18 protein-coding genes and 1 tRNA gene are annotated in these 20,710 nt (G+C 37.9%); 11 read left to right on the top strand and 8 right to left on the bottom strand.

The genetic code is table 11. The features are described from left to right. Positions 1-7 precede the first annotated feature (7 nt). Positions 8-235 carry a hypothetical protein gene (locus VB691_RS01160; RefSeq protein ID WP_323289621.1) on the top strand — a complete coding sequence of 76 codons (228 nt, stop codon included), beginning with the start codon at positions 8-10 and terminating at the stop codon, positions 233-235. Here the strand turns inward: VB691_RS01160 and VB691_RS01165 are convergent. After that, the gene (locus VB691_RS01165; RefSeq protein ID WP_323289622.1) at positions 211-1,869 is read right to left on the bottom strand and encodes a cation:proton antiporter family protein; all 1,659 of its coding nucleotides are present in this window, start codon (positions 1,867-1,869) and stop codon (positions 211-213) included. The genes VB691_RS01160 and VB691_RS01165 overlap by 25 nt on opposite strands. 236 nt (positions 1,870-2,105) lie before the next feature. Between VB691_RS01165 and VB691_RS01170 the strand changes: the two genes are divergently transcribed. Beyond that, positions 2,106-4,058, top strand: a complete 1,953-nt coding sequence (locus VB691_RS01170) for a mechanosensitive ion channel domain-containing protein (RefSeq protein WP_323289623.1) — start codon at positions 2,106-2,108, stop codon at positions 4,056-4,058. Positions 4,059-4,086: 28 nt separating this feature from the next. On the opposite strand, the gene VB691_RS01175 is transcribed toward VB691_RS01170, so the two are convergent. Beyond that, the gene (locus VB691_RS01175; RefSeq protein WP_323289624.1) at positions 4,087-4,350 is read right to left on the bottom strand and encodes a hypothetical protein; all 264 of its coding nucleotides are present in this window, start codon (positions 4,348-4,350) and stop codon (positions 4,087-4,089) included. Between the two features lie 85 nt (positions 4,351-4,435). Between VB691_RS01175 and VB691_RS01180 the strand changes: the two genes are divergently transcribed. The 3 genes from VB691_RS01180 to htpG all read left to right on the top strand — a co-directional run bounded on the left by VB691_RS01180 (position 4,436) and on the right by htpG (position 12,012). Then, positions 4,436-9,385, top strand: coding sequence for a hypothetical protein (locus VB691_RS01180; RefSeq protein WP_323289625.1), 4,950 nt, complete (start codon positions 4,436-4,438; stop codon positions 9,383-9,385). A 72-nt stretch (positions 9,386-9,457) separates the two neighbouring features. Next, positions 9,458-9,868, top strand: coding sequence for a hypothetical protein (locus tag VB691_RS01185; RefSeq protein WP_323289626.1), 411 nt, complete (start codon positions 9,458-9,460; stop codon positions 9,866-9,868). A 146-nt stretch (positions 9,869-10,014) separates the two neighbouring features. Then, positions 10,015-12,012: a molecular chaperone HtpG gene (htpG, locus tag VB691_RS01190; protein WP_323289627.1), complete on the top strand. Its 1,998-nt coding sequence runs from the start codon at positions 10,015-10,017 to the stop codon at positions 12,010-12,012. Between the two features lie 46 nt (positions 12,013-12,058). Here htpG and VB691_RS01195 read toward each other — a convergent pair whose 3' ends face one another. Then, the gene (locus VB691_RS01195) at positions 12,059-12,712 is read right to left on the bottom strand and encodes a Uma2 family endonuclease (RefSeq protein WP_323289628.1); all 654 of its coding nucleotides are present in this window, start codon (positions 12,710-12,712) and stop codon (positions 12,059-12,061) included. Positions 12,713-13,034: 322 nt separating this feature from the next. Between VB691_RS01195 and VB691_RS01200 the strand changes: the two genes are divergently transcribed. After that, positions 13,035-13,967, top strand: coding sequence for a heme A synthase (locus VB691_RS01200; protein ID WP_323289629.1), 933 nt, complete (start codon positions 13,035-13,037; stop codon positions 13,965-13,967). A gap of 33 nt (positions 13,968-14,000) precedes the next feature. Then, positions 14,001-14,969: a heme o synthase gene (locus VB691_RS01205; RefSeq protein WP_323289654.1), complete on the top strand. Its 969-nt coding sequence runs from the start codon at positions 14,001-14,003 to the stop codon at positions 14,967-14,969. A 76-nt stretch (positions 14,970-15,045) separates the two neighbouring features. Here the strand turns inward: VB691_RS01205 and VB691_RS01210 are convergent, their stop codons facing one another. Then, positions 15,046-15,372 carry a septal ring lytic transglycosylase RlpA family protein gene (locus VB691_RS01210; protein ID WP_323289630.1) on the bottom strand — a complete coding sequence of 109 codons (327 nt, stop codon included), beginning with the start codon at positions 15,370-15,372 and terminating at the stop codon, positions 15,046-15,048. 157 nt (positions 15,373-15,529) lie between these two features. Between VB691_RS01210 and VB691_RS01215 the strand changes: the two genes are divergently transcribed. From VB691_RS01215 to VB691_RS01230, 4 genes are all read left to right on the top strand, one after another. Beyond that, positions 15,530-16,306, top strand: a complete 777-nt coding sequence (locus VB691_RS01215; RefSeq protein WP_323289631.1) for a tetratricopeptide repeat protein — start codon at positions 15,530-15,532, stop codon at positions 16,304-16,306. Between the two features lie 60 nt (positions 16,307-16,366). Beyond that, positions 16,367-16,894: a ferredoxin gene (locus tag VB691_RS01220; protein WP_323289632.1), complete on the top strand. Its 528-nt coding sequence runs from the start codon at positions 16,367-16,369 to the stop codon at positions 16,892-16,894. A gap of 119 nt (positions 16,895-17,013) precedes the next feature. After that, the gene (locus tag VB691_RS01225; protein ID WP_323289633.1) at positions 17,014-17,673 is read left to right on the top strand and encodes a response regulator transcription factor; all 660 of its coding nucleotides are present in this window, start codon (positions 17,014-17,016) and stop codon (positions 17,671-17,673) included. 113 nt (positions 17,674-17,786) lie between these two features. Further along, positions 17,787-17,858, top strand: a tRNA-Thr gene (locus VB691_RS01230). Between the two features lie 116 nt (positions 17,859-17,974). Here the strand turns inward: VB691_RS01230 and VB691_RS01235 are convergent. From VB691_RS01235 to VB691_RS01250, 4 genes are all read right to left on the bottom strand, one after another. Continuing rightward, positions 17,975-18,568: a HEAT repeat domain-containing protein gene (locus VB691_RS01235; RefSeq protein ID WP_323289634.1), complete on the bottom strand. Its 594-nt coding sequence runs from the start codon at positions 18,566-18,568 to the stop codon at positions 17,975-17,977. Position 18,569: 1 nt separating this feature from the next. Further along, positions 18,570-19,076 (bottom strand): HEAT repeat domain-containing protein, encoded by a 507-nt coding sequence (locus VB691_RS01240; RefSeq protein ID WP_323289635.1) that lies wholly within the window; start codon positions 19,074-19,076, stop codon positions 18,570-18,572. A gap of 115 nt (positions 19,077-19,191) precedes the next feature. Then, a complete protein-coding gene (locus tag VB691_RS01245; protein ID WP_323289636.1) occupies positions 19,192-19,416 on the bottom strand; it encodes a DUF4926 domain-containing protein in 225 nt (74 codons plus the stop codon). 21 nt (positions 19,417-19,437) lie between these two features. After that, a partial coding sequence (locus VB691_RS01250) for a HEAT repeat domain-containing protein (protein ID WP_323289637.1) occupies positions 19,438-20,710 on the bottom strand: 1,273 nt, incomplete at its 5' end.

Raw genomic sequence — 20,710 nt, forward strand, 5'->3', positions numbered from 1 at the left:
GACTTCTATGCTGATATTTCGAGAGGAACAATTAGGCGATGAAGCAGGAATTAGAGAGGTCAATTTATCAGCTTTTGGACAAACAATAGAAGCTGATATTGTTGATTGTCTAAGAACAAAATCTTCTTGTCAAAAAATTGCGTTTGTTGCTGTCTTAGATTTAAGGATAGTAGGTTATATTCTTTTTACCCCTATTATCATTCAGAATTTTCAGAAGCGGTCTAAATTTATCTGAGAAACTAAGGTTCTTGCTGCTTCTTTTGCTGCATCTCTAAACGGCAATAAAACCAAGTCTGCACCCTTGTCATCAAGAATCTCCATTTCCCGTTTAGTATGACTGGTTAAGGCAATTTTACCGGCAAACTTTCGGTGTTGTAATGTATGTAATAAAGTTAGTCCAATGCGTTCTCCTGGTAGGGTACTAATCACCCATTTTGCCTCATTTAAAGGGAGAGTAGCGGCAAATTCTGGGTCTTCAGCATCCCCATAAAATGCTAAGATTCCTTTACTACGCCAAACCCTAACTAATTCAGGATCAAAATCAACTCCTAAAACCTTTAATCCTTCCCCTTGTAAATCTTTAATTAAACTACCACCATAACGTCCTAATCCGAATAAAATAATATCAACAGGAGGAAAATCAACCGCTTCTAAATCCCCTAATTTTTGTTGTGAATGGGGGATTAATCTTTCTAAATGAGATAAGATAGGAGAGAACCATTCATAGATAGTATGGGAATCAATAATCATATAAGTAGACACTCCCATTGTAATTAATCCCACCAAAGTAATTAACCCTAAAATATTGTCATTAATATGACCTAAGCTAACACCTAAAGTTGCGATAATCAGAGAAAATTCACTAATTTGACCGAGAGATAAACTGGTAATCATGCTAGTATATTTACGATAGCCCATGCGACTGACTAAAACCATAAGCATTAAGGGTTTACCTAATAGAACAAAAAGAGAAAGAATTATGGCTGAAAAAACTTCAGTTCCTAAATGTTCAACATTAATATGAATACCCAAATTAATAAAGAAAAAGAGCAATAAAAAATCTCGTAAACTGACTAATCTTGCCCCTAAAGTTGCCCGATAAGATGTAGAAGCTAAGGCAACTCCCGCCATAAATGCTCCGACTTCCTTACTAAATCCTAAACTATCTCCAATTGCCGCTAAACTAATCGCCCAAGCAATAGAAAAAATTAATAATAATTCTGTAGAATAAGCCAAAGTATGCAGTAACTTAGGCAAAACATAGCGAGTTAATAAAGCAATACATAATAGAAAGAAACTACCTTTTAAGAAAACGGTGATAATTTCTTGCCCTAAAGACTGATTAGAGGTTTCACTAAATGCCGTTAAAAGAATCATAGCCACAACCACAACCAAATCTTGAACAATGAGAACCCCTAAAGCAATGCGGCCATGTAAAGCATCAATTTCCCGTTTATCTGATAATAATTTAACGACAATAATGGTACTCGAAAATGTTAAAGTAAGACCAATGTAAAAAGCTGAAATTCCCGTAAATCCTAAAAGAATCGCCAATAAATAACCTAAGCCTCCCGTCAGCAAAATTTGCCCCATTCCGGCAATAATTGCCACTGGGCCAACGGCTTGAATTTCATGGGGATCAAGCTTTAATCCCACCACAAATAATAATAAAGCAATGCCCAATTCCGCTAATAATTCTACTTCTTCATTGGCAGACACTAACCCTAAACCGGCCGGCCCAATGAGGATACCGACGATAATAAAAGCCATAATCAGGGGTTGACGCAACCAAAGGGCCAAAGCACCCACGACTGTAGCGATCGCCAAAATACAGGCAATTTCCGAAAAGACATTGCTGAAACTTATCATAATAAAATCTTTTGGTAGTGCTTTTTAATCTAATTGTAGAATTTTTGTACATAATTTTAAATTTAGATCCTGATCATTTAATGAATTCCTTGCCACCTGATTGCTCAATATACAGTTGATGCAGTAGGGTGATGGAATGATCAGCAAATTTTCCTTACTATAGATTTTCCGTTGATGAGAACCCCTAGCCCAAAACAATACTTTTGTACTGCTCCAAAAAATTACTAATTATTCTAATGTTTATTTTAAATTTTTCAAAATGGTCATGTCATCCTAGTCATTGGAAACTAATTTTAATAAGTTTATTAACCTTGATGTTAACTTGGCTTCCTCTGCCAATTTCAGCCCAAAGTCCTACCCTAAATTCTCTGGATAAATCTCCGATTATTGTGGATGGTATTGTGTTATTTCAAGTTGGCTCTCTCAATAACTTTAGCGCACAACAACGAGCCGATATTATCAATAAAACTTTAGCGGAAGAAGTGCTTTCTCCTGAACCAGTTGAACTTATTATCTTTCAAGATTTACAGCAAACAGTCATTCGTAATTACACCACAAAACGTCATTTGCTCAGTGTTACAGAAGTGGATGTGATTGAAGGGATTAATTCCTTTGAACAAGCTGTTATTTGGAAAAAACACTTAAGTCAAGCCTTAGAAAGAGGTCAATTTGAGCGAAGTTCAGCTTATCTAAGTCAGGCTATTTTATCGAGTTTAGGCATCATTTTAGCAGTAATTATTATTCAAGCTTTCTTGATTTTTCTGGGAGTTTGGGCTGAAAAAAAATGGTTTCGTGAGTGGAATCAAATTACCTCTAATTTTTATGTTAGCAAAGAATTTATAAAATTATTATGGCGCATTTTTCTATTAGTTAGTCCGATCCTTATCTGGTTAAGTGGAATTCTCTATATTTGTTATTTATTTCCTCAATCTAGAAGTCGATTTTATCAGGTAAAAATGCTATTATGGCAACCAATTTTTACTTTAGGAGACAAGAGTTATTCTGCCCTTCAATTACTCTTACTTTTAGCCCTAACGGTGGGCTTATGGTTTTTAGTTAAAGGCTTAGTTTTCTTGATTAAATCCTATTTGTTAAGTCGTTTAGGAGCTAATCGTACTGTTCAAGAGATTGTTGGCACTTTTACTCAATATATTTTCCTATTTTTAGGGTTAATTATCTTATTGCAACTTTGGGGACTGGATCTGAGTGCTTTAGCAATTATTGCCAGTGTTTTAGGGGTAGGTATTGGTTTTGGAATTCAAAATATTGCCAATAATTTTATTAGTGGTTTAATTATTATCCTAGAAAGACCGATTCAGGTGGGAGATTTTATTAAGTTAGGGGACTTAGTGGGAACTGTCCAAAATGTGGGTTCTAGAAGTACCCAGATCAAGACGTGGGATGGTGTTTCTATTATTGTTCCTAATTCCCGTTTTTTGGAAAGTGAGGTCATTAATTGGTCACACGGAGACTCTACTTCTGCAATTCGTCTTCCCATTGGGGTTGCCTATGGTTCAGATATTAAAAGGGTTAGAGTGGCGTTATTAAAAGCTGCTAGGGAGCATCAAGAAATATTAGCAAACCCCCGTCCCAAAGTATTATTTCAGGAGTTTGGAGATAGTTCTTTAAACTTTGAATTGAGAGTGTGGTTAAAAGAACCGAGACATCAATTTCGCATTAAAAGTGACCTTAACTATGCCATTGAAAAAAATCTTCGTGATTATGGTATTGAAATCCCTTTTCCTCAACGGGATCTTAATCTGAGATCGCCCCACTTACAACAGTTGATTAAAGGGCTATTTCCCACTAAGGAAATTATTACTTCTGACTCATCAAAATCTGCTAAATTTGTAGACGAATACCTGGCTAGTTCTCTCAGTGAAAAGGAATTAGATCCTTTAGAAGAACGATTAACCGATAGTGAACTTAAAGCATTAGTTAAACAGATGCGTTCACCGAATGGTCTTAGTCTTGAAGATCGTCGCTATCGTCTGAATATTTATCCAGATTGTTTTATTGGTTCAGAGGCAGTAAATTGGTTGGTTGAACATCAAAACTATACCAGGGAAGAAGCGATTGAATTCGGTCAAATTTTAATCGAAAGAGGTATTATTCATCATGTGTTAGATCAACATTCTTTTGAAGATAGTTATTTATTTTATCGTTTTTGTGATAATGAAAAATTGTAGGGGCAATTCATGAATTGCCCCTACATTCTCACTGTTCATTTGTATAACTATCTTTTTTCGTTAAATCAGAAGGCGGGCGATCGCTACTCCACCCCCACCAAGCTTGTTCACAGTCACAATAATAAAATTCTTGCCATCTACGGCGATAATCTTCCCCCATAACGAGAGACTGTCGATTAATCCAGACTTTTTGAGCCTTACTCGCAGCCTCATGACAACGGGGACAACAAAATTGTAACCCATGAATGGCTGTCTGAGTCCAAGCAGGGGGAAGGGGACTAAAAGCATCCATCTTTGTTAATTCCTGATTAGCTGTATTCTCATTATGCCGAATTGTTGCTTATCCTGATAGATAGTGAAGTATTTGGGATGCTGTAATGTCATTTTCAAGCGATCGCCTAATTCCTCTTAAACTAACCACAGATAATGCTATCTCTGAATTATTACAAGGATGGCAAGATTGGCTAGATTTGGGGTTAATTTCTGAGCTTGATGTTAATACTCAAATTAACGGACTTCATTCTACATTTAAGCTAAATCTTACCACAACCATTCAAGCTACAGATCTCTTAACCTGGTTGCAAACTGGCCAAACTGCGGGACTTTTATCTAATAATACTCAAATTGCTTTTACGGTTAATGTTAAAGCCTCTCATCCTGCTTTATTAACAGGGTTGGATCAATGGTTACAACGGGGACTATTAAACCATGCTGAGGTAAGACGACTTTCTCAGCAATATTTGACCTCTCCTCTCCCTGTTGTGCTTCCTAGGGCAAAAATATCACCCCCTGTTGCTTCTCCTCCCCCTGTTACCTCAAAACCTTCAAAACCTCGAAGAAAACGCCGACAAGCCCCCAGAATTGGACAGATGGTGCAATCTTTAATGGCGGAGTTAAGCGTCATTTGGTTGCTGTTATTGGGTGTCTTTATGGTGGTTATTTCCTCTGGGGTACTTGCGGCCAGTTGGTGGGAAACCTTCCCTGCTGTCTTACAGTATGGGATTTTGTGGTTATATACGTTAGCCTTTGGGGTAGGGAGTTGGTGGACAGGAAAACAACCCAATTTACGGTTAACAACTCAAGCTTTACGCACTGTTACTTTATTATTAGTGCCGATTAATTTTTTCGCCATGGATAGTTTTCCCCTTTGGTATACTTTTTGGGGATTATTAGGAATGATGGTAGGTAGTTTATCTTTAACTGCCTTAACTCTGAAAATTTTTAAGACAAATTCTGAGTCTTCAACCACACCTTTACCTTTATTAAATCATTTAAGTTTAACTTATTTACATTGGGGTTGGACGCTTCCAGGAATGCCTTTAATAGCGACTTATCTTGGGGTAATTGGGACAACCATTATCACCTTATTTTCTCCCCATGATACCAGACAGACTCGGAAATTTTTGCCTTTTAGTTTAACTGGGGCAATTATTATTTATGCTTTAGTTATTCTGTTGATTCGGGCAATTTTTATTGCTCATGTTAATATTTTTCAGTTAGGATTAGCAGTGGCCCTTTGTGGTTGGTTAATGGGGTGGAGATCTCCCCCTCAAACTCCTTGGAAATGGGTGGGTAGTAGTTTATTATGTTTGGGGTGGTTATTATCGGTTTTTACTTATCCTTTACAAGCGATCGCAGTTAGTTTTTTAGCCATAATTTGGTTAGGAAGACGCTTAAAAACCAGTTGGTTAAAACGAGATTTTGGCTTGATTTTTCTCATCGGTTTACAAATTCATTGGTTAATTGGTCGTTTATCTTTCTTGTCAGGGTTTTTTGAGGGAATTACCCAACTTACGGGAACCCCAAATAATGCTTGGGTTTTACTCAGTTTAGGACTTTTTCCTTACCTGATTTTGATTGTTTTGTCAAGAATGTTTTTTATTCGGATTCAGCAAAATAATCTATCTCAATTTAGCGGCAAAATTGCTTTATATTTAGGCATTAGTTTAACCGTAATTAGTTTAGTCGATCCCTTATTTAGAACCCTTAATTTAGTAGCTTCTACCTTGATATTAGGTTATGTTACCAAAACTCAAATACCTCGACATCGAGCTTCAGCAAATCTGTTAGCCTTAACAACTCATAGCACTGGATTAATTGCTCTGCTTTCCATTATAAGCTATTGCTTACCTACTTTAAATATTAGTGTATGGGGAATGATCTTTTTAGGATTAATGCTCATAGAAACTCTATTTTCTTTCAGCAATTTTCCTGATAATTCATTATTCTCATTATTAAATAAAAGTGCTTGGGGAATCAGTCTTGTTTTTAGTAGTGTTTCTTATAGTTTATTCTGGTATAATCTCCCCTTTGTCTCTCCTTTTTTGGGGTTAAGTTGGTTAATTGTTCCTTTATTATTAACTGCGATCGCTACTTGGTATCTTCCCCGACGACAACTGGCCAACGAGTTAAGTGTAATCGCTTTATCAATGATGCAGGGACTAACTATATTTTTCCCAGAAACTCGTTTAATTGGGGTAATAACTGCCACAGGATTAATGTTTATTAATACCCGATATTTACGTCATTGGGTATCAGCAACTATTACGGTTGGGTTTGGGTTAAGTATCATCGCTGTTTGTTTATATCCCTTAAAATTATCACCACAACTCTGGATACTTTCAGGAGCAATTGTCACCTTTATTTTTTGGCTGATTCGTCATTATTTAGCCAATAATTCTGAAGAATTAGCCTCTTTATATAGTAAAGTTTTTGATGGTTGGGGCTATAGTTTATCTCTGATTTGTTTAGGAGGATTTATTTATGTCGCTTCTCCATATCCTTCCACGACAAACAATTTTATAAGCTCTATTTTGTTGATGATAACTGCTGCTTATCGGAGTTGGCAACCATCTTCTACTTCTAATAAATTCCCTCTTTGGTACAGTGTATTTATCTTAATTATTGCTCCCCTTCCTGCCTTAACATTATCATCATGGGGATGGATAGAATTAGCGATCGCAACCCTATTAATGATCATTCAAACCCAACTTATTAAGCAAGTTATTGCAGCAGTTATTAGCATTGGTTTGGGATTAGGATTAATCTCAGCTTTTTTGGGTAATTTAGGATTAAAATTCTCCAATGAATTCTTAATTATATGGTTGTTAATGGGAGCAACTACAATTGTTTTACTGTGGAGTATTCGTCATATATTAAATCGTCAGCAATTCTCATTCTCAACCTATTATAGTCCAGCTTTAGATGGATGGGCAATGACTTTATATGTCTTCAATATTAGTACAATTAACCTATTAAATAAACCTGTAGATAATCCTTTAATTTTAGCATTAACCCTAGGATTAATGATGATAGGGACTACTTACAGAAGTTGGCAAACTCCCCGCACTTCTAAGCTATTATGGCTCAGTATCATCACAATTTTACTTATACAAGTATTGATGCCTAACTTTGAATTTGTGAGAATTATTAGCTTAGGAATAGCAACAGGATTACTTTTTATTCATAGTGTATATTTAAACCAAATATTTGCTGCAGTTTTAACCGTTGGTATGGGTTTAAGTTGCCTCAGTTTAACTTTATGGCAAGGGGTAGGAGAATGGCAAATTAATTCGGTTTCTGTCTGGTTATTAGTCAATATTTTAACCCTGATAACCCTTTGGTTACTATGGAGTTATTTAAAACAAAAATCTCACCCTTTGGCTAGAATTTATACAACAGCAATTGATGGGTGGGGCATCATTTTATGTAGTTTTGGTTTAGTCGCTTTAACCTTACATTCTATTGCTATTTATTGGCAATATTTATCTCCTTCTCTGGGGTCAATAATAGCAGCATTTTTATTGTTAGGAGCGATTATTTATCGCAGTTGGCACCATCCTACTAATTGGACAATTTATACCCTAGGATGGAGTTTAGAATTATTAACAATAGAATTGTTAGGACTCCTAGAAAGCTCTCTATTTATTCTAGCTATTGCTAACATAATCTTGGGACTTTGTATACAATTTTTAGGAGAATGGTGGCACCGACACACCGGAGAACAAAACTTGCTCAGTAGTTGGCATATTTTACCCCTATTATATGGGGCATTAGGAACAGCTTTAAGATGGAATTTCTTTAGTAGTTTTACTGGTTTAACGTCCCTTGGTTTAGCCTTAATTATTATGGGAATTGGACGACGTAGAGCAAGATTTAAACCCTTAATCTATGTCGCTATTGCTGTCTTTTCTTGGTCTGCTTATGAATTATTATGGTATCAAATTTATCCCTTACCATTAGGCGATAACTTGTTAAGTATGGCAGCATTAGCAACCACAATTATGTATTTTTATCGCCTTACTGCTGCGGGTTTATCAAACTATCTTCATCTCGGCCAACAAGAATTAAAAGTTATTGCCCATTTACACTGGATTTTAGGGACTATATTCTTAGGTACTTCTCTATTATATCCCGTAACAACTAATCAATTAATTGGGTTAGGAGCAGGGATATTTTTAACCCAATATGCTATCTTAGAAGGGCGAAGATTTAGTGATGCTATTTATGGAGAAATCTGGGTCTATTTAGGATTAATACAAGGTGGAGGAATTGCTGCTTATGCCGCCTTAACTATGCCATCTCCTGCCTATTTAGACTACTTTTTTGAGCAATGGATAGGAACAGCTATTGCTTTATTTGGAGTAGTGGTTTATAGTTTACCTTGGCAAGAATGGGGATGGTCTAAAAAACCCTGGAATCTGTTAGCTTTTGCCTTACCTTTAATTGGAGTAATTACCAACCTTTCCTCTCTTAATTCAATTACTTTATTAGTCGCTGCTATTTCTTACGGTATTTTAGCGAAAATGAGTTACAAACCTCGTCTACTTTACTTAAGTTTAATCTTAGTTAATGGGGCAATTATTGAAGGGTTTAAATCAGTTTATCAATTCTCAATATCAGATTATATTATTTTGTTAGGTTTATCTCTTTTATCAATTATTTGGATTGAACCCAATTGTCAAGGAGAAGAAGGTAAAGAATTAAGACATTTTCTTCGTCTAATTGGTACAGGAATTATTTGTTTAGTTTCTCTATTCTTTTATAATAAAACGGGTATTTTTCCAGGAATTATGAGTATTATTTTGATTTTTATCGGTTTGTCTTTACAAATTCGTGCTTTTTTATTTACAGGAACTATTACTTTCTTAATTAATGGATTTTATCAATTAGTTGTGTTAAGTTTGACCTATCCTCTGTTAAAATGGATTATCGGTTTATTCATCGGTTTAATGTTTATTTGGATTGCAGCAAGTTTTGAAAATCGACGCACTCAATTTAGCACCTTAATTCGTCATTGGATTAGGGAATTTGAAGCATGGGATTAAGCTTTAGCTACTTAATAAATAATAAGTAAGAAGATGATCTATTTGAGAACAAAAGCATTATTAATAATCACTATGCTACTCTGCTTTAAGATGAATGGGAGTCAAGCATTATCCTGGGAATTAGCGAGAGTAAATATCACCCCTATTCAAAAATCTTATCCTGCTAAAGCGCAATTTTGGGGACGAATTGCCAACGGGGTGAATCAACCCAGTACAGTCACTTTATACCATAACAAAAATCAATTATTAGCCATTATTCTTTTACCGCAAAACTGTGGTAGAATCTTTAAAGTAACACAAAATAAAATCACGAAAGTCACTCATACTTGTCCCCATCAAGATAATGATGAATCCTTAGAGTATGTTAACTGGACAGTTTCCCATAATACCCTGAATAAACAAATCAAAATGATTGCTCCTTCTAACTCAATTGACAATCCTTTATATATTAGAAAACAAGCCTTTTGGTTAATTACTTATTAATAGTTTTAATTGTTCATTATTGTTATATACTTATAAAGTACGGAAATCCGAATCTTTATGGTGGGATAATCCCAAAGTTAAAATTTAGCTAAGATCAGGGATAATCAGAGATGATCGTATATAAACCATTTCTAACTTAAAACGCTATGACGGTACTTGAAAAAGGCAACATTACCATTCACACTGAGAATATTTTTCCCATTATTAAGAAGTCTCTCTACACTGATCATGAAATCTTCTTAAGGGAGTTAATTTCTAATGCAGTGGATGCTATTTCTAAGCTTAAAATGGCATCTTTAGCGGGGGAAGTATCAGGAGAAATATCTGAACCAGAAATTGTGATCGCAGTTGATAAAGATAATAAAACCCTCTCAATTTCTGATAATGGAATTGGAATGACGACTGATGAAATCAAGAAATATATCAATCAAGTAGCATTTTCTAGTGCAGAAGAATTCATCCAAAAATATCAAAAAGATGCCAATGAATTAATCGGACATTTTGGGTTAGGTTTCTATTCTGCTTTTATGGTAGCAAAACAGGTAGAAATTGACACTTTGTCTTATAAAGAAGGGGCCCAAGCAGTTCATTGGTCTTGTGATGGTTCCCCTGAATTTCAATTAACAGAATCTTCTCGAACTCAGGTAGGAACAACCATTACTCTCACCTTAATGGATGAGGAACAAGAGTATTTAGAACCTCAAAGAATTCGCCAGTTAGTGAAAACATATTCAGATTTTATCACAGTTCCCATTAAGTTTGAAAATGAGGCTATTAACAAACAAAAAGCCCTCTGGAAAGAATCTGCACAAAATCTAACTGATGAGGACTATTTAGAATTTTATCGTTATCTTCACCCATTCCAAGAAGATCCCTTACTGTGGGTACATTTAAACACCGATTATCCTTACTTACTCAACGGGATTTTATATTTCCCTAAACTGCGTCCTGATGTAGATGTTTCCCAGGGACATATTAAACTGTTTTGTAACCAAGTCTTTGTTAACGATCACTGTGAAGAAATTATCCCAGATTTTTTAATGCCATTAAGGGGAGTAATTGATAGTCCTGATATTCCCTTAAATGTGTCCAGAAGCGCATTAACCAATCATCGGACAGTTCGCAGTATTGCCAATCATATCGCGAAAAAGATTGCAGATCGTCTCAACTCTATCTATACAGAGACTCCCGAAGAATACATTAAATGTTGGCAAGATGTAGGAACTTTTGTTAAATATGGTTCTCTCAAAGACGACAAGTTTAAAAAGCAAGTCGAAGACATTCTGATCTACAAAACAACTTATAAAGCTGAAGAAACAGCCCCAAAAACTGAAACAGAAACCCCAGAAATTCAAGTTGAAGCAGAAGGAGATGTTTGGCAAAATGTAGAAAAAGAAAATACAGAGAATCAGGGAGAATTTAGCTATGAAAAAGCAAGTTATACTACTTTACCTGCTTACTTAGAACGGAACAAAGAACGGCATGAAAATCGGGTATTTTATTGCACCGATACCAATACCCAAGCCACCTATGTAGAACTCTACAAAAATCAAGGATTAGAGATCCTATTTATGGACTCTTTCATTGATACTAATTACTTTATTCCTTTCCTAGAAAAAGAATATTCTGAGGTTAAATTCTCCCGTGTTGATTCTGAATTAGACAACACATTGTTACAGGAAGATAAGAGTAATGAAATTGTTGATCCCACCACCAACAAAACCCGTAGCGAACAAATTAAGGAACTGTTTGAAATAGCCTTAAATAAACCCCAAGTCAACATCAAAACTGAAGCATTAAAGTCAGATACTCCCCAAAATACTCCCGCAGCTATGGTGTTATTGCCAGAAGCGATGAGACGTTTTCGAGAGATGATGGCCATGTCTCAACAACAAATTATGGACTTTCCCGAAGAACACGTTTTAGTGATTAATACAACCCATCCTTTGATCGAAAATATCTATCAATTAAGTCAGGGAAGTATTATCCAAGCAGGGGGTGATTCTCCTTCCGCAGAAATGGCTAAAATGCTCTGTCAGCACGTCTACGATTTAGCATTAATGGCACAAAAAGGACTCGATGCTGATGGAATGAAATCCTTTGTAGAACGGTCAAATCAAGTGTTAACTCGTTTGACAAAATAGTAATTTTTTGTCGGGGCGAACGGCCGTTTGCCCCGACAGAATCTAATTAAAGTTCATCTAAATTAATCCCTAATTCTTGTAATTTTGCGGCTAATTTATCAGCCCTTTGACGCTCTTTAATCGCCTTTTCTCGTTCTTCAGTATAGGTGGAAAAACCCTCACCATTGGGATGATATAACAATAATTCAGGTTGGGCCAATTCAAAGCGAATATTTAAACGAGGACTAATCCATCCCTTCATGTCTTCAATGGTATCCAACCCCTCATCACCCCGTAACAAACCTGTGAGGTCATTTTTATCAGGATCATAGATATAATATTCTTCTACCCCATAACGCTCATAAAAGAGCAGTTTTCGACTCATTTCTTTTTGGGTATTTCCAGGAGAAAGTATTTCAAATACTACCTGGGGGGCAATATTTTCTTCTTTCCACTGTTGATAAGAACCCCGCTCATCTTTAGTCCGTCCAAAAATAACCATAACATCAGGGGCCTGTCGTTTTTTATTATCTCCTTCAACGGGATACCATAACAAATCTCCAGCAACAAATACCTGGTCATTTTTAGCAAATAACCAATCTAAATTTATTTTAATCGTAGTAATCCAGCGAAACTGAAGGGTATTATCTGCCATGGGTTTACCATCTGTCTCAGGATAAATAATCTCAGGTTTCGCAATATTTTCGAGTTGAGAAACCATAATCCCCTGTCTCCTCTTTTCCCTTAAGTACCTTTATATTAATAATATAGCAATCTTTTGCTATAAGTTAAATTTGATACATTTTTATTTTGTTGATCTTGGCTAAAACTAAAGATTTATAAAAGGCTTCTTAAGAGTTAATGAAATTATAGTATTTTATTATTAAGCAATGTAAAGTAATGATTAACTGAATCTAAAAGATCTAGCAATGTTACTAGGAATTAATGCACAAACCATAAACTCTTAAGTAGAATCTGACTAGCTCTGCTTTAAAGCAATCAAAATTTTGTAGCGAAGTCAACAATTTCGTTAAAAGCAAAATATGACAGAATCTGTACTTCAGGGACAACTAAAAACCTCAAGAGATCGTCCTCAAATCCAAAAATGGATGGGTCTTCTCGTCTGGAAAATTGCCATCGCCACCCTCTTATTAATGGCCGTTGGTAGTGCCACCAGAGTCATGAATGCGGGACTCGCTTGCCCAGACTGGCCCCTGTGTTACGGTCAGTTAGTTCCCACTCAACAGATGAACCTCCAAGTCTTTTTAGAATGGTTTCATCGTCTTGATGCGTCCCTCATTGGGTTAAGTACCCTCGCCTTCGTGGGACTATCTTGGTGGTTTCGCAAAGAACTTCCCAAATGGCTTCCTTGGGCGGCAGTTGGGGCCTTAGGCTTAATTTTGTTCCAAGGAGTCTTAGGAGGACTCACCGTTACCCAGATGTTGCGCTTTGATATTGTCACCGCCCATCTTGGTACTGCCCTCCTGTTCTTTGCAACCTTAGTGGTAATTGCCTTGTGTCTCACCCCCTATCAAGGAACAGCCACCGCCGGAAAACTGCGATGGGTAGGGATGACAGCCGCTATTTTAGTTTATATCCAGTGCTTGTTAGGTGGATTAGTAGGTTCCCGTTGGGCCCTCCATCAATGTTTCGGGGGATCTCAACTCTGCGCCGTCATGAATAGCCACATTATCGGTGTTTTTCCGGCGACGATCGCCACCATTAGCGTTGTGTTTATGGCGTGGCGAACTCCGGCCCTTCACCCCCACCTCAGAAAATTAGCTTGGGTTGTGGGTGGTGTGGTTGTCCTACAAGTGTTGTTAGGGGTTGCTACCTTTTATTTACACTTACAAGTTGAACCCTTAACCGTCACCCATCATACCGTTGGAGCCGCCTTATTTGGCACCTTAGTCGCCTTGACAACCCTAGCGATACGGGATACATCAAGGAACATTCAATCCCTTGGTAATTCCTAACTTAATCAATTAATAGAATTTGGTGTGAATTTAATGATTGGGACTGATGCTGTCCGTCGTAACGAAAACTTTCTACAAGTGGTCAAAAGTTATTATCAACTGACCAAACCGAGGATTATTCCTCTGTTACTGATCACTACTGCTGCGTCCATGTGGATCGCTGCCAAGGGCGAAGTAGACTCCTTTCAACTGTTTATTACCCTGATCGGGGGAACCCTGGCCGCCGCTTCGGCCCAAGTAATGAACTGTATTTATGACCGAGACATTGATTATGAAATGTTACGGACTCGGGCCCGTCCTATCCCTTCAGGCCGTGTCCAGTCTCGTCATGCCTTCATTTTTGCCATGGTCTTAGGGGTTTTGTCCTTTAGCCTCTTTCTCATTTATATCAATCTTCTCAGTGGCTTATTAGCCATGTCCGGCATTGTTTTTTATATGCTGGTTTATACTCACCTACTGAAGCGCAATAGTCCCCAAAATATTGTTATTGGTGGGGCCGCAGGTTCTATTCCTCCCCTGGTTGGTTGGGCCGCCGTTACCGGAGATTTAAGCTGGGCCCCTTGGATCTTATTTGCCATCATTTTTCTGTGGACTCCCCCCCATTTTTGGGCTTTGGCTTTGATGATCAAAGATGATTATGCTCAAGTCAATGTGCCGATGATGCCTGTGGTAGAAGGGGAAGAATCTACCGTGCGCCAAATTTGGGTGTATACCTTATTAGTTATCCCTTGTACCTTTCTTTTAGTCTATCCTCTGGGGGTTTCCGGTGGGATATATGGCATCATTGCCCTGGTGTTAGGGGTCATGTTCCTCAAAAAAACCTGGCAATTGAAACAAGCTCCCTTTGATCAAGATAAGGCGCGATCGCTTTTTAAATTTTCTATCCTCTATCTGATGCTTTTATGCACAGGAATGGTAGTAGATAGTCTTCCCGTGACTCATCACGTGATTACAGCAATGGGAGGCCATTTCAACACCTTGGTGAGTTTGCTGCCCCTATAATGGGCAACAGAAAAAACTGTAGGGGCAATTCATGAATTGCCCCTACCAGAAACACACCTAATATCTTAAATTTTCCTTAATTGAGAACTCTAAGCTTAACGGGAATTCTGCCCGATTGTAAGGAACCAATCGCTCTAAACGCCCCTTGAGACAAATCAATACTACAACGACAGCGATCTACAATACGGACAATGACACTTTTCCCTGTTCTTCGATTCGTGACCTTCACTTTAGTACCAAAGGGCAATGAAGGATGGGCTGCCATCGGTTGATGATTGCTGAAGCGCACTCCTGACGCTGTTTTTTGTCCATGATGGCCAGAAGAATAATAAGTGGCAGTTTGAGCCTGTGCAGGGATAGCTGTCAACGCTATCATCAAAGTAGCTAGGTAAAATTTTTTCATGAGATTAAACTCCTCACGGCACAACTGGGTCTAAGTTAATATACTTAGTTATTCTCGATTTGTCCAGTTGACCGTTCGTTTCAAGCTCATTTTTATTTGGCGCAATTCTTTAACTGAGTGCATCAAAACCTTTTTTTTAAAGCATAAAATTAGCCAAATGTTTAATTATTTAACGCAAATCCCCCAATTACCCTCTCTCTACCGCCAATGGATTGCTATAAAGACGGCTAAGTCTTCCCGTCTGCCATTTTTGGCTTTATGCGTCTTGGCAATGAGTTCTATGATTGCTTGTCATCATCAATCTGCTTCCGTTCCCATTGAGTCATCAATTATGACATCAGATACGGTAGAGATTGTAGAACATGGTATTGAAAAAAGCCGTCAGGGGGATTATAAAGCGGCTTTAATCGACTTTAATCAAGTTATTGCCGAAAATCCCCAAGATATGAATGCTTATTATAATCGGGGTTATGTTTATAGCAATTTAGGAGAATTTGACAAAGCCTTGGCTGATTTTAGTCAAGCCCTGACATTAGATCCCAAAATGGGAGAAGCTTATGTCAACCGAGGCAATGTCTATTTACAACTAGGCCAAGATCAAAAGGCGATCGCTGATTACGAAAAAGCCCTAAAAATTAATCCCAATGATGCCTTTGCTCACAATAACTTAGGCTTAGCTCATCTTAATTCAGGTAGCCCCACCGACGCGAAAATTGACTTTACAGAAGCACTTGCAATTGATCCTAACTACGGGGAAGCCTATTTTAATCGCGGTTTAGCTTTGGTAGATCTGGGCCTTCCTCAACAGGCGATCGCCGACTTCCAAAAAGCTGCCCAAATTTGGCAACAACAGGGAGAAGAAACCTCTGTACAAGATGCCTTAGCCCAAATTAATGCCCTAAAAAGCACAACTAATTCATCTCAAAGGCCCTGAGAGGGTTAGGACACAAAGAAAGGGTAAAATAGAATAAAGATACTTCCTTGATTAAGGTTTATGAGCGAAACCGTCACCCCTTGTGCCGATGAACCTGTAGAAATCATCAAATCTCTGTCAACTCCCGTTGAAGACGCTTTAACAGCAAGCATTAAAACCTTGGGGTTAAATCAGATTCAACGCCATATCTTTCTCTGTGCGGATCAAACAAAACCCAAATGTTGCCCCAAAGATGTTAGTCTCGAAGCGTGGGACTATCTTAAACGCCGCTTGCAAGAATTGGGACTAGATCAAGTCACCCCAGAAAAACCTAGCTGTATTTTTCGCACGAAAGCGAATTGTTTGCGAGTTTGCATGGCGGGGCCAATCTTAGTAGTTTATCCCGATGGAGTCTGGTATCGTCAAGCAACCTCAGAAGTCATTGAACAAATTATCCAGGAACATCTCATTGGCAATAAAATAGTAAAGGAATATGCTTTTTTGAGTCATGCACTACCAGAAGCAATTCTCAAGCAGTCGGAGTCAGAAACCCTAGAAATTAAGTCAATGTCTGTGGATGATGAGGTAAAAGACGGTAAAAATTCATAAAGCTTTACCAAAACAACAATAACGGGTCAAGATTGATTTAACATAGTCTTAATCCCCTCAATTACGCTTCAAGCAATTGTATTATCAGAATCCCTATCTAAATTTAACTGAGAAAACGAATGTCACCTCTTAAAGAAACGTCCCAAAAAGATAATAAACATTTACTGTTAGTTGACGATGATCCCAACTTGATTTTGCTGGTGAAAGATTATCTCGAATTTCAGGGATATGAAGTTACCACTGCCGAAAATGGTCAAGAAGCTCTAGATATCTTGAGCAAACAAGTTCCTGATATGATCATCTGTGATGTGATGATGCCAGAAATGGATGGTTATGCTTTAATTGAAAAAATCCGACAAGATGCTCGCATCAGTTGGGTTCCGGTCATGTTTCTTTCGGCAAAAGGCCAAAGTCAAGATCGGGTGAAAGGCTTAAATACCGGGGCCGATGTCTATATGGTCAAACCTTTTGAACCAGAAGAATTAGTGGCCCAAGTTGAGTCCTCTTTGAAACAAGCAAGCCGACTGATGCGCCATAGAAGCAATATTTCTTTCGATGAGAGTACCAGAATTCAAGTTCCCAGCAATGTTGAATTGACCCCAACGGAGTTAAAAGTGGTTCAATTAGTGGCCCAAGGGTTGTCAAATCGAGATATTGCTGAAAAATTGAGCGTGAGTCAACGTACCATTGAAAGTCATGTCTCGAATATGCTCAACAAAACCAATCTTCACAACCGGACAGAGTTGGCTCGTTGGGCGATTGAAAGTAATATGGCCTAGCGGTAATTTATAGACCTCTTGCAAAAGTATTTTTTGTCTTCAGGTGGCAATTTAACTTAACTTCTGCAAGAAGTCTGACAAATAGTGACAAAATTTGCTATTCTAGTATTGATGCTGGTGTAGCTCAGTGGTAGAGCAGCTGATTTGTAATCAGCCGGTCGCAGGTTCAAATCCCGTCACCAGCTTCTTCGATTCATTTTCGTCTCATTTCAATCGGAATACCGAGAGAAGTGACAAAATTAGGATTTTTTTTGAAAATTTCGTCTAATTTCCTGTGTTGAGTTTCGCGGTTCAACCCAACCTACTGATTTCTGTTAGACTCTTGGGCAGTTTCGAGCCATTTTCTCCCCATTTCAATCGGAATACCGAGAGGAGGACAAAGAATTTTAATTAATTCAATTCCTCCACTTATTAAGATACTTCGTAAGTTAGAATTAGTTTTAATTTCTTCGTTAACTTGAGTGATAAATATTTGTTTTTCAGCTTCAGTATTAGTGGGATAAGTTTGAGAAAGTTGAGTGAGGAGTTTTTGAATTTCTTGGGCAGCTTCTGTTAGGTTTTGTTGCGTCGCGTAATTATGAATAATTCCACCGCCTTGTTCAACAATCTGGACGTTTTGCGGTTGAACAATGTTGTATTTATTGCCTTGGGGAGTTTCTGACATGGTTTGATTATGGGGTAAATTGTTAATCGGAATTATAGCATCTATTAGGCATACAATAACGTCAAAATCTGTCTCTTTTCCTAATGCTTTATTAATGTAAAAAATAGCTTCTTCACTTCCTAATTCACCTAAAGATTTAGCGGCTTTTAAACGAATTTTTACATTTACATTTTTTATCTGTTTGGCTAAAGCTTTGATTGCTATTTTGAGATTTTTTGAACTGAGTGCCATACTAAGCTAAGGCGTAACGTTTGCCAATTTTTCCTATGGCATCTACAGCATTGAGACGCACATCTTCATTAGAATCATTAAAGGCATTAATTAAGTCGGGAATTGCATTTTCTGAGCCAATTTGTCCGAGAGCTTTGGCAGCAGTAGCACGAACTGAGTCAACGGAATCATGAAGTAGTTGAACCAGGTAAGAATTAGCTTTTTCACTGCCTATTTTACCGAGGGTTTCTGCTGTTGCTGTACGGATGGTAATATCAGAATCACTGAGGGCATTAACTAAGTGAGGAATAGCGGTTTCATCTCCGATTTTTCCCAAGGCTTTGATAATACTCAGTCTAACTTCTTGTTCTGAATTATTTAAGCACCTAACTAAGTAAGGAATAGCGGTTTCATTGCCAATTTCTCCTAATGCTTCGGCAGCTTTTGCGCGAACTGCTGGAATAGGATCACCTAATTTGTTAGCGATCGCGTCAATTGCCATCTGTCTATATTCATTATTTTGGATCATGTTTTTAGTTGAAGTTAAGTTATTGATTAACTTGATTATATCTTAGTTAAATCATGTGTAGCACAGGCATCTTGTCTGTTAATAGCTTTGGATTTCTTGTGTTGGGTTTCGTGCCTCAACCCAACCTACTGACTTCTTTTTTTTCTGTGGCAATGGCAGATTTAGGAACAATAACTACATCTATTGATTCTCCCTCAGTATCGAAAATCTCTAAAACATAACCTTCTTCTCCTCTAGTGGGATGGGGAATGGTATCAACAAGAATTGCTAAATCTCCTTTTTTGAGATTGTATTCTGGAAAATCGCAGTTTAAGGAAACTTCTTGATAGAGTTTAGTCATTTTGTGTTTTCTCCTCTTAGTTTAACTATCCTCTATAAGTTTAGTTTCTACTGCTTGAATCATCGCTGCAAATTCTGATTCGCGGTGTAAGTCTGGGGTGAGGGTATTCATGTCTTTTAATATGTCGGTAAGGGAAGCGATACGGTTGCGGATTTCGGTGTATAAATTGAGGTCATCGGTAATGCCTTGCAGGTTGGCTAAACCTCCTGATTTCATGGCGTTTTCTAATTCTTGAATGCGTTCTTCCCAATACTGAATATAGCTTAATCTTTGGGCGGCTTTATAAATTCTGGCATCTTTTAAGACAAGGGGAAATATTCGATCATAAAAGTCGCCATTTTTGGCAATTTCTACTAATTCAAACATACAGTTTTCTGATTTTAAGTATCTATCGCTGATGACGGCAACGACACATTTTCCCTGTCCAATTTGCTGCATGAATTTTTTGATAGAGTCTTTATAGGTGGTGTGGTTTTTATCCCGAATAATAGCAATTCCTCTAGCTTCAAATGCTTGGACGAGTTGATTTGCTATTTCGTTGCTGTGTTCTTGCCAGTTGTAGGAGATATAAATTTGTTGATTCATGGGTTGGGGGAGGGGTTGGTAATATTTGAGTTTGTCTTGGATGGTGGAGATGGCAGAATATGCCTCATAGAAGGTATCTCCGTTATTAGCGGTGACAAAATTAGGATTTTTTAAGGCGTTGAGTAAGGCGGTTAGGGTTGCTTCTGTGCTAATTTTACCCAAAGCGTATACCGCATTCCTACGAACATCCCTATCAGAGTCTTCTAAAGCCTTAAGTAACCCCTGAATCGCCGCTTCTGAGCCAATATTACCCAAAGCCAATGCTGCATTCCTACGAACATTTCTATCAGAGTCTTCTAAAGCCCGGAGTAACTCAGGAATCGCCGCTTCTGAGCCAATATTGCCTAAAGCGTATGCTGCACTCCAACGAACAGACTCATGAGAGTCTTCTAAAGCCTGGAGTAACATAGGAATTGCCGCTTCTGTGCCAATATTACCCAAAGCCTTTGCTGCATTCCCACGAACATACTTATCAGAGTCTTCTAAAGCCTGGAGTAACCCTGCAATGGCTGCTTCTGAGCCAATATTGCCTAAAGCCTCTGCTGCATACCTACGAACATCCTCATGAGAGTCTTCTAAAGCCTGGAGTAACCCAGGAATCGCCGCTTCTGAGCCAATATTACCCAAATAGTATCCTGCACTCCAACGAACAGACTCATGAGAGTCTTCTAAAGCCTGGAGTAACCCAGGAATCGCCGCTTCTGAGCCA

Origin of the sequence: Crocosphaera sp. XPORK-15E, from assembly GCF_034931425.1 — a bacterium.
Lineage (GTDB): Bacteria > Cyanobacteriota > Cyanobacteriia > Cyanobacteriales > Microcystaceae > UHCC-0190.

Bases quoted from the DNA above. Each gene is read 5' to 3' on its own strand.
- VB691_RS01225 (WP_323289633.1), top strand. From the start codon at position 17,014: ATGTCACCTCTTAAAGAAACGTCCCAAAAAGATAATAAACATTTACTG.
- VB691_RS01240 (WP_323289635.1), bottom strand. From the start codon at position 19,076: ATGATCCAAAATAATGAATATAGACAGATGGCAATTGACGCGATCGCT.
- htpG (WP_323289627.1), top strand. From the start codon at position 10,015: ATGACGGTACTTGAAAAAGGCAACATTACCATTCACACTGAGAATATT.
- VB691_RS01200 (WP_323289629.1), top strand. From the start codon at position 13,035: ATGACAGAATCTGTACTTCAGGGACAACTAAAAACCTCAAGAGATCGT.
- VB691_RS01180 (WP_323289625.1), top strand. From the start codon at position 4,436: ATGTCATTTTCAAGCGATCGCCTAATTCCTCTTAAACTAACCACAGAT.
- VB691_RS01170 (WP_323289623.1), top strand. From the start codon at position 2,106: ATGTTTATTTTAAATTTTTCAAAATGGTCATGTCATCCTAGTCATTGG.
- VB691_RS01245 (WP_323289636.1), bottom strand. From the start codon at position 19,416: ATGACTAAACTCTATCAAGAAGTTTCCTTAAACTGCGATTTTCCAGAA.
- VB691_RS01195 (WP_323289628.1), bottom strand. From the start codon at position 12,712: ATGGTTTCTCAACTCGAAAATATTGCGAAACCTGAGATTATTTATCCT.
- VB691_RS01165 (WP_323289622.1), bottom strand. From the start codon at position 1,869: ATGATAAGTTTCAGCAATGTCTTTTCGGAAATTGCCTGTATTTTGGCG.
- VB691_RS01175 (WP_323289624.1), bottom strand. From the start codon at position 4,350: ATGGATGCTTTTAGTCCCCTTCCCCCTGCTTGGACTCAGACAGCCATT.
- VB691_RS01205 (WP_323289654.1), top strand. From the start codon at position 14,001: ATGATTGGGACTGATGCTGTCCGTCGTAACGAAAACTTTCTACAAGTG.
- VB691_RS01215 (WP_323289631.1), top strand. From the start codon at position 15,530: ATGTTTAATTATTTAACGCAAATCCCCCAATTACCCTCTCTCTACCGC.
- VB691_RS01185 (WP_323289626.1), top strand. From the start codon at position 9,458: ATGCTACTCTGCTTTAAGATGAATGGGAGTCAAGCATTATCCTGGGAA.
- VB691_RS01235 (WP_323289634.1), bottom strand. From the start codon at position 18,568: ATGGCACTCAGTTCAAAAAATCTCAAAATAGCAATCAAAGCTTTAGCC.
- VB691_RS01220 (WP_323289632.1), top strand. From the start codon at position 16,367: ATGAGCGAAACCGTCACCCCTTGTGCCGATGAACCTGTAGAAATCATC.
- VB691_RS01210 (WP_323289630.1), bottom strand. From the start codon at position 15,372: ATGAAAAAATTTTACCTAGCTACTTTGATGATAGCGTTGACAGCTATC.
- VB691_RS01160 (WP_323289621.1), top strand. From the start codon at position 8: ATGCTGATATTTCGAGAGGAACAATTAGGCGATGAAGCAGGAATTAGA.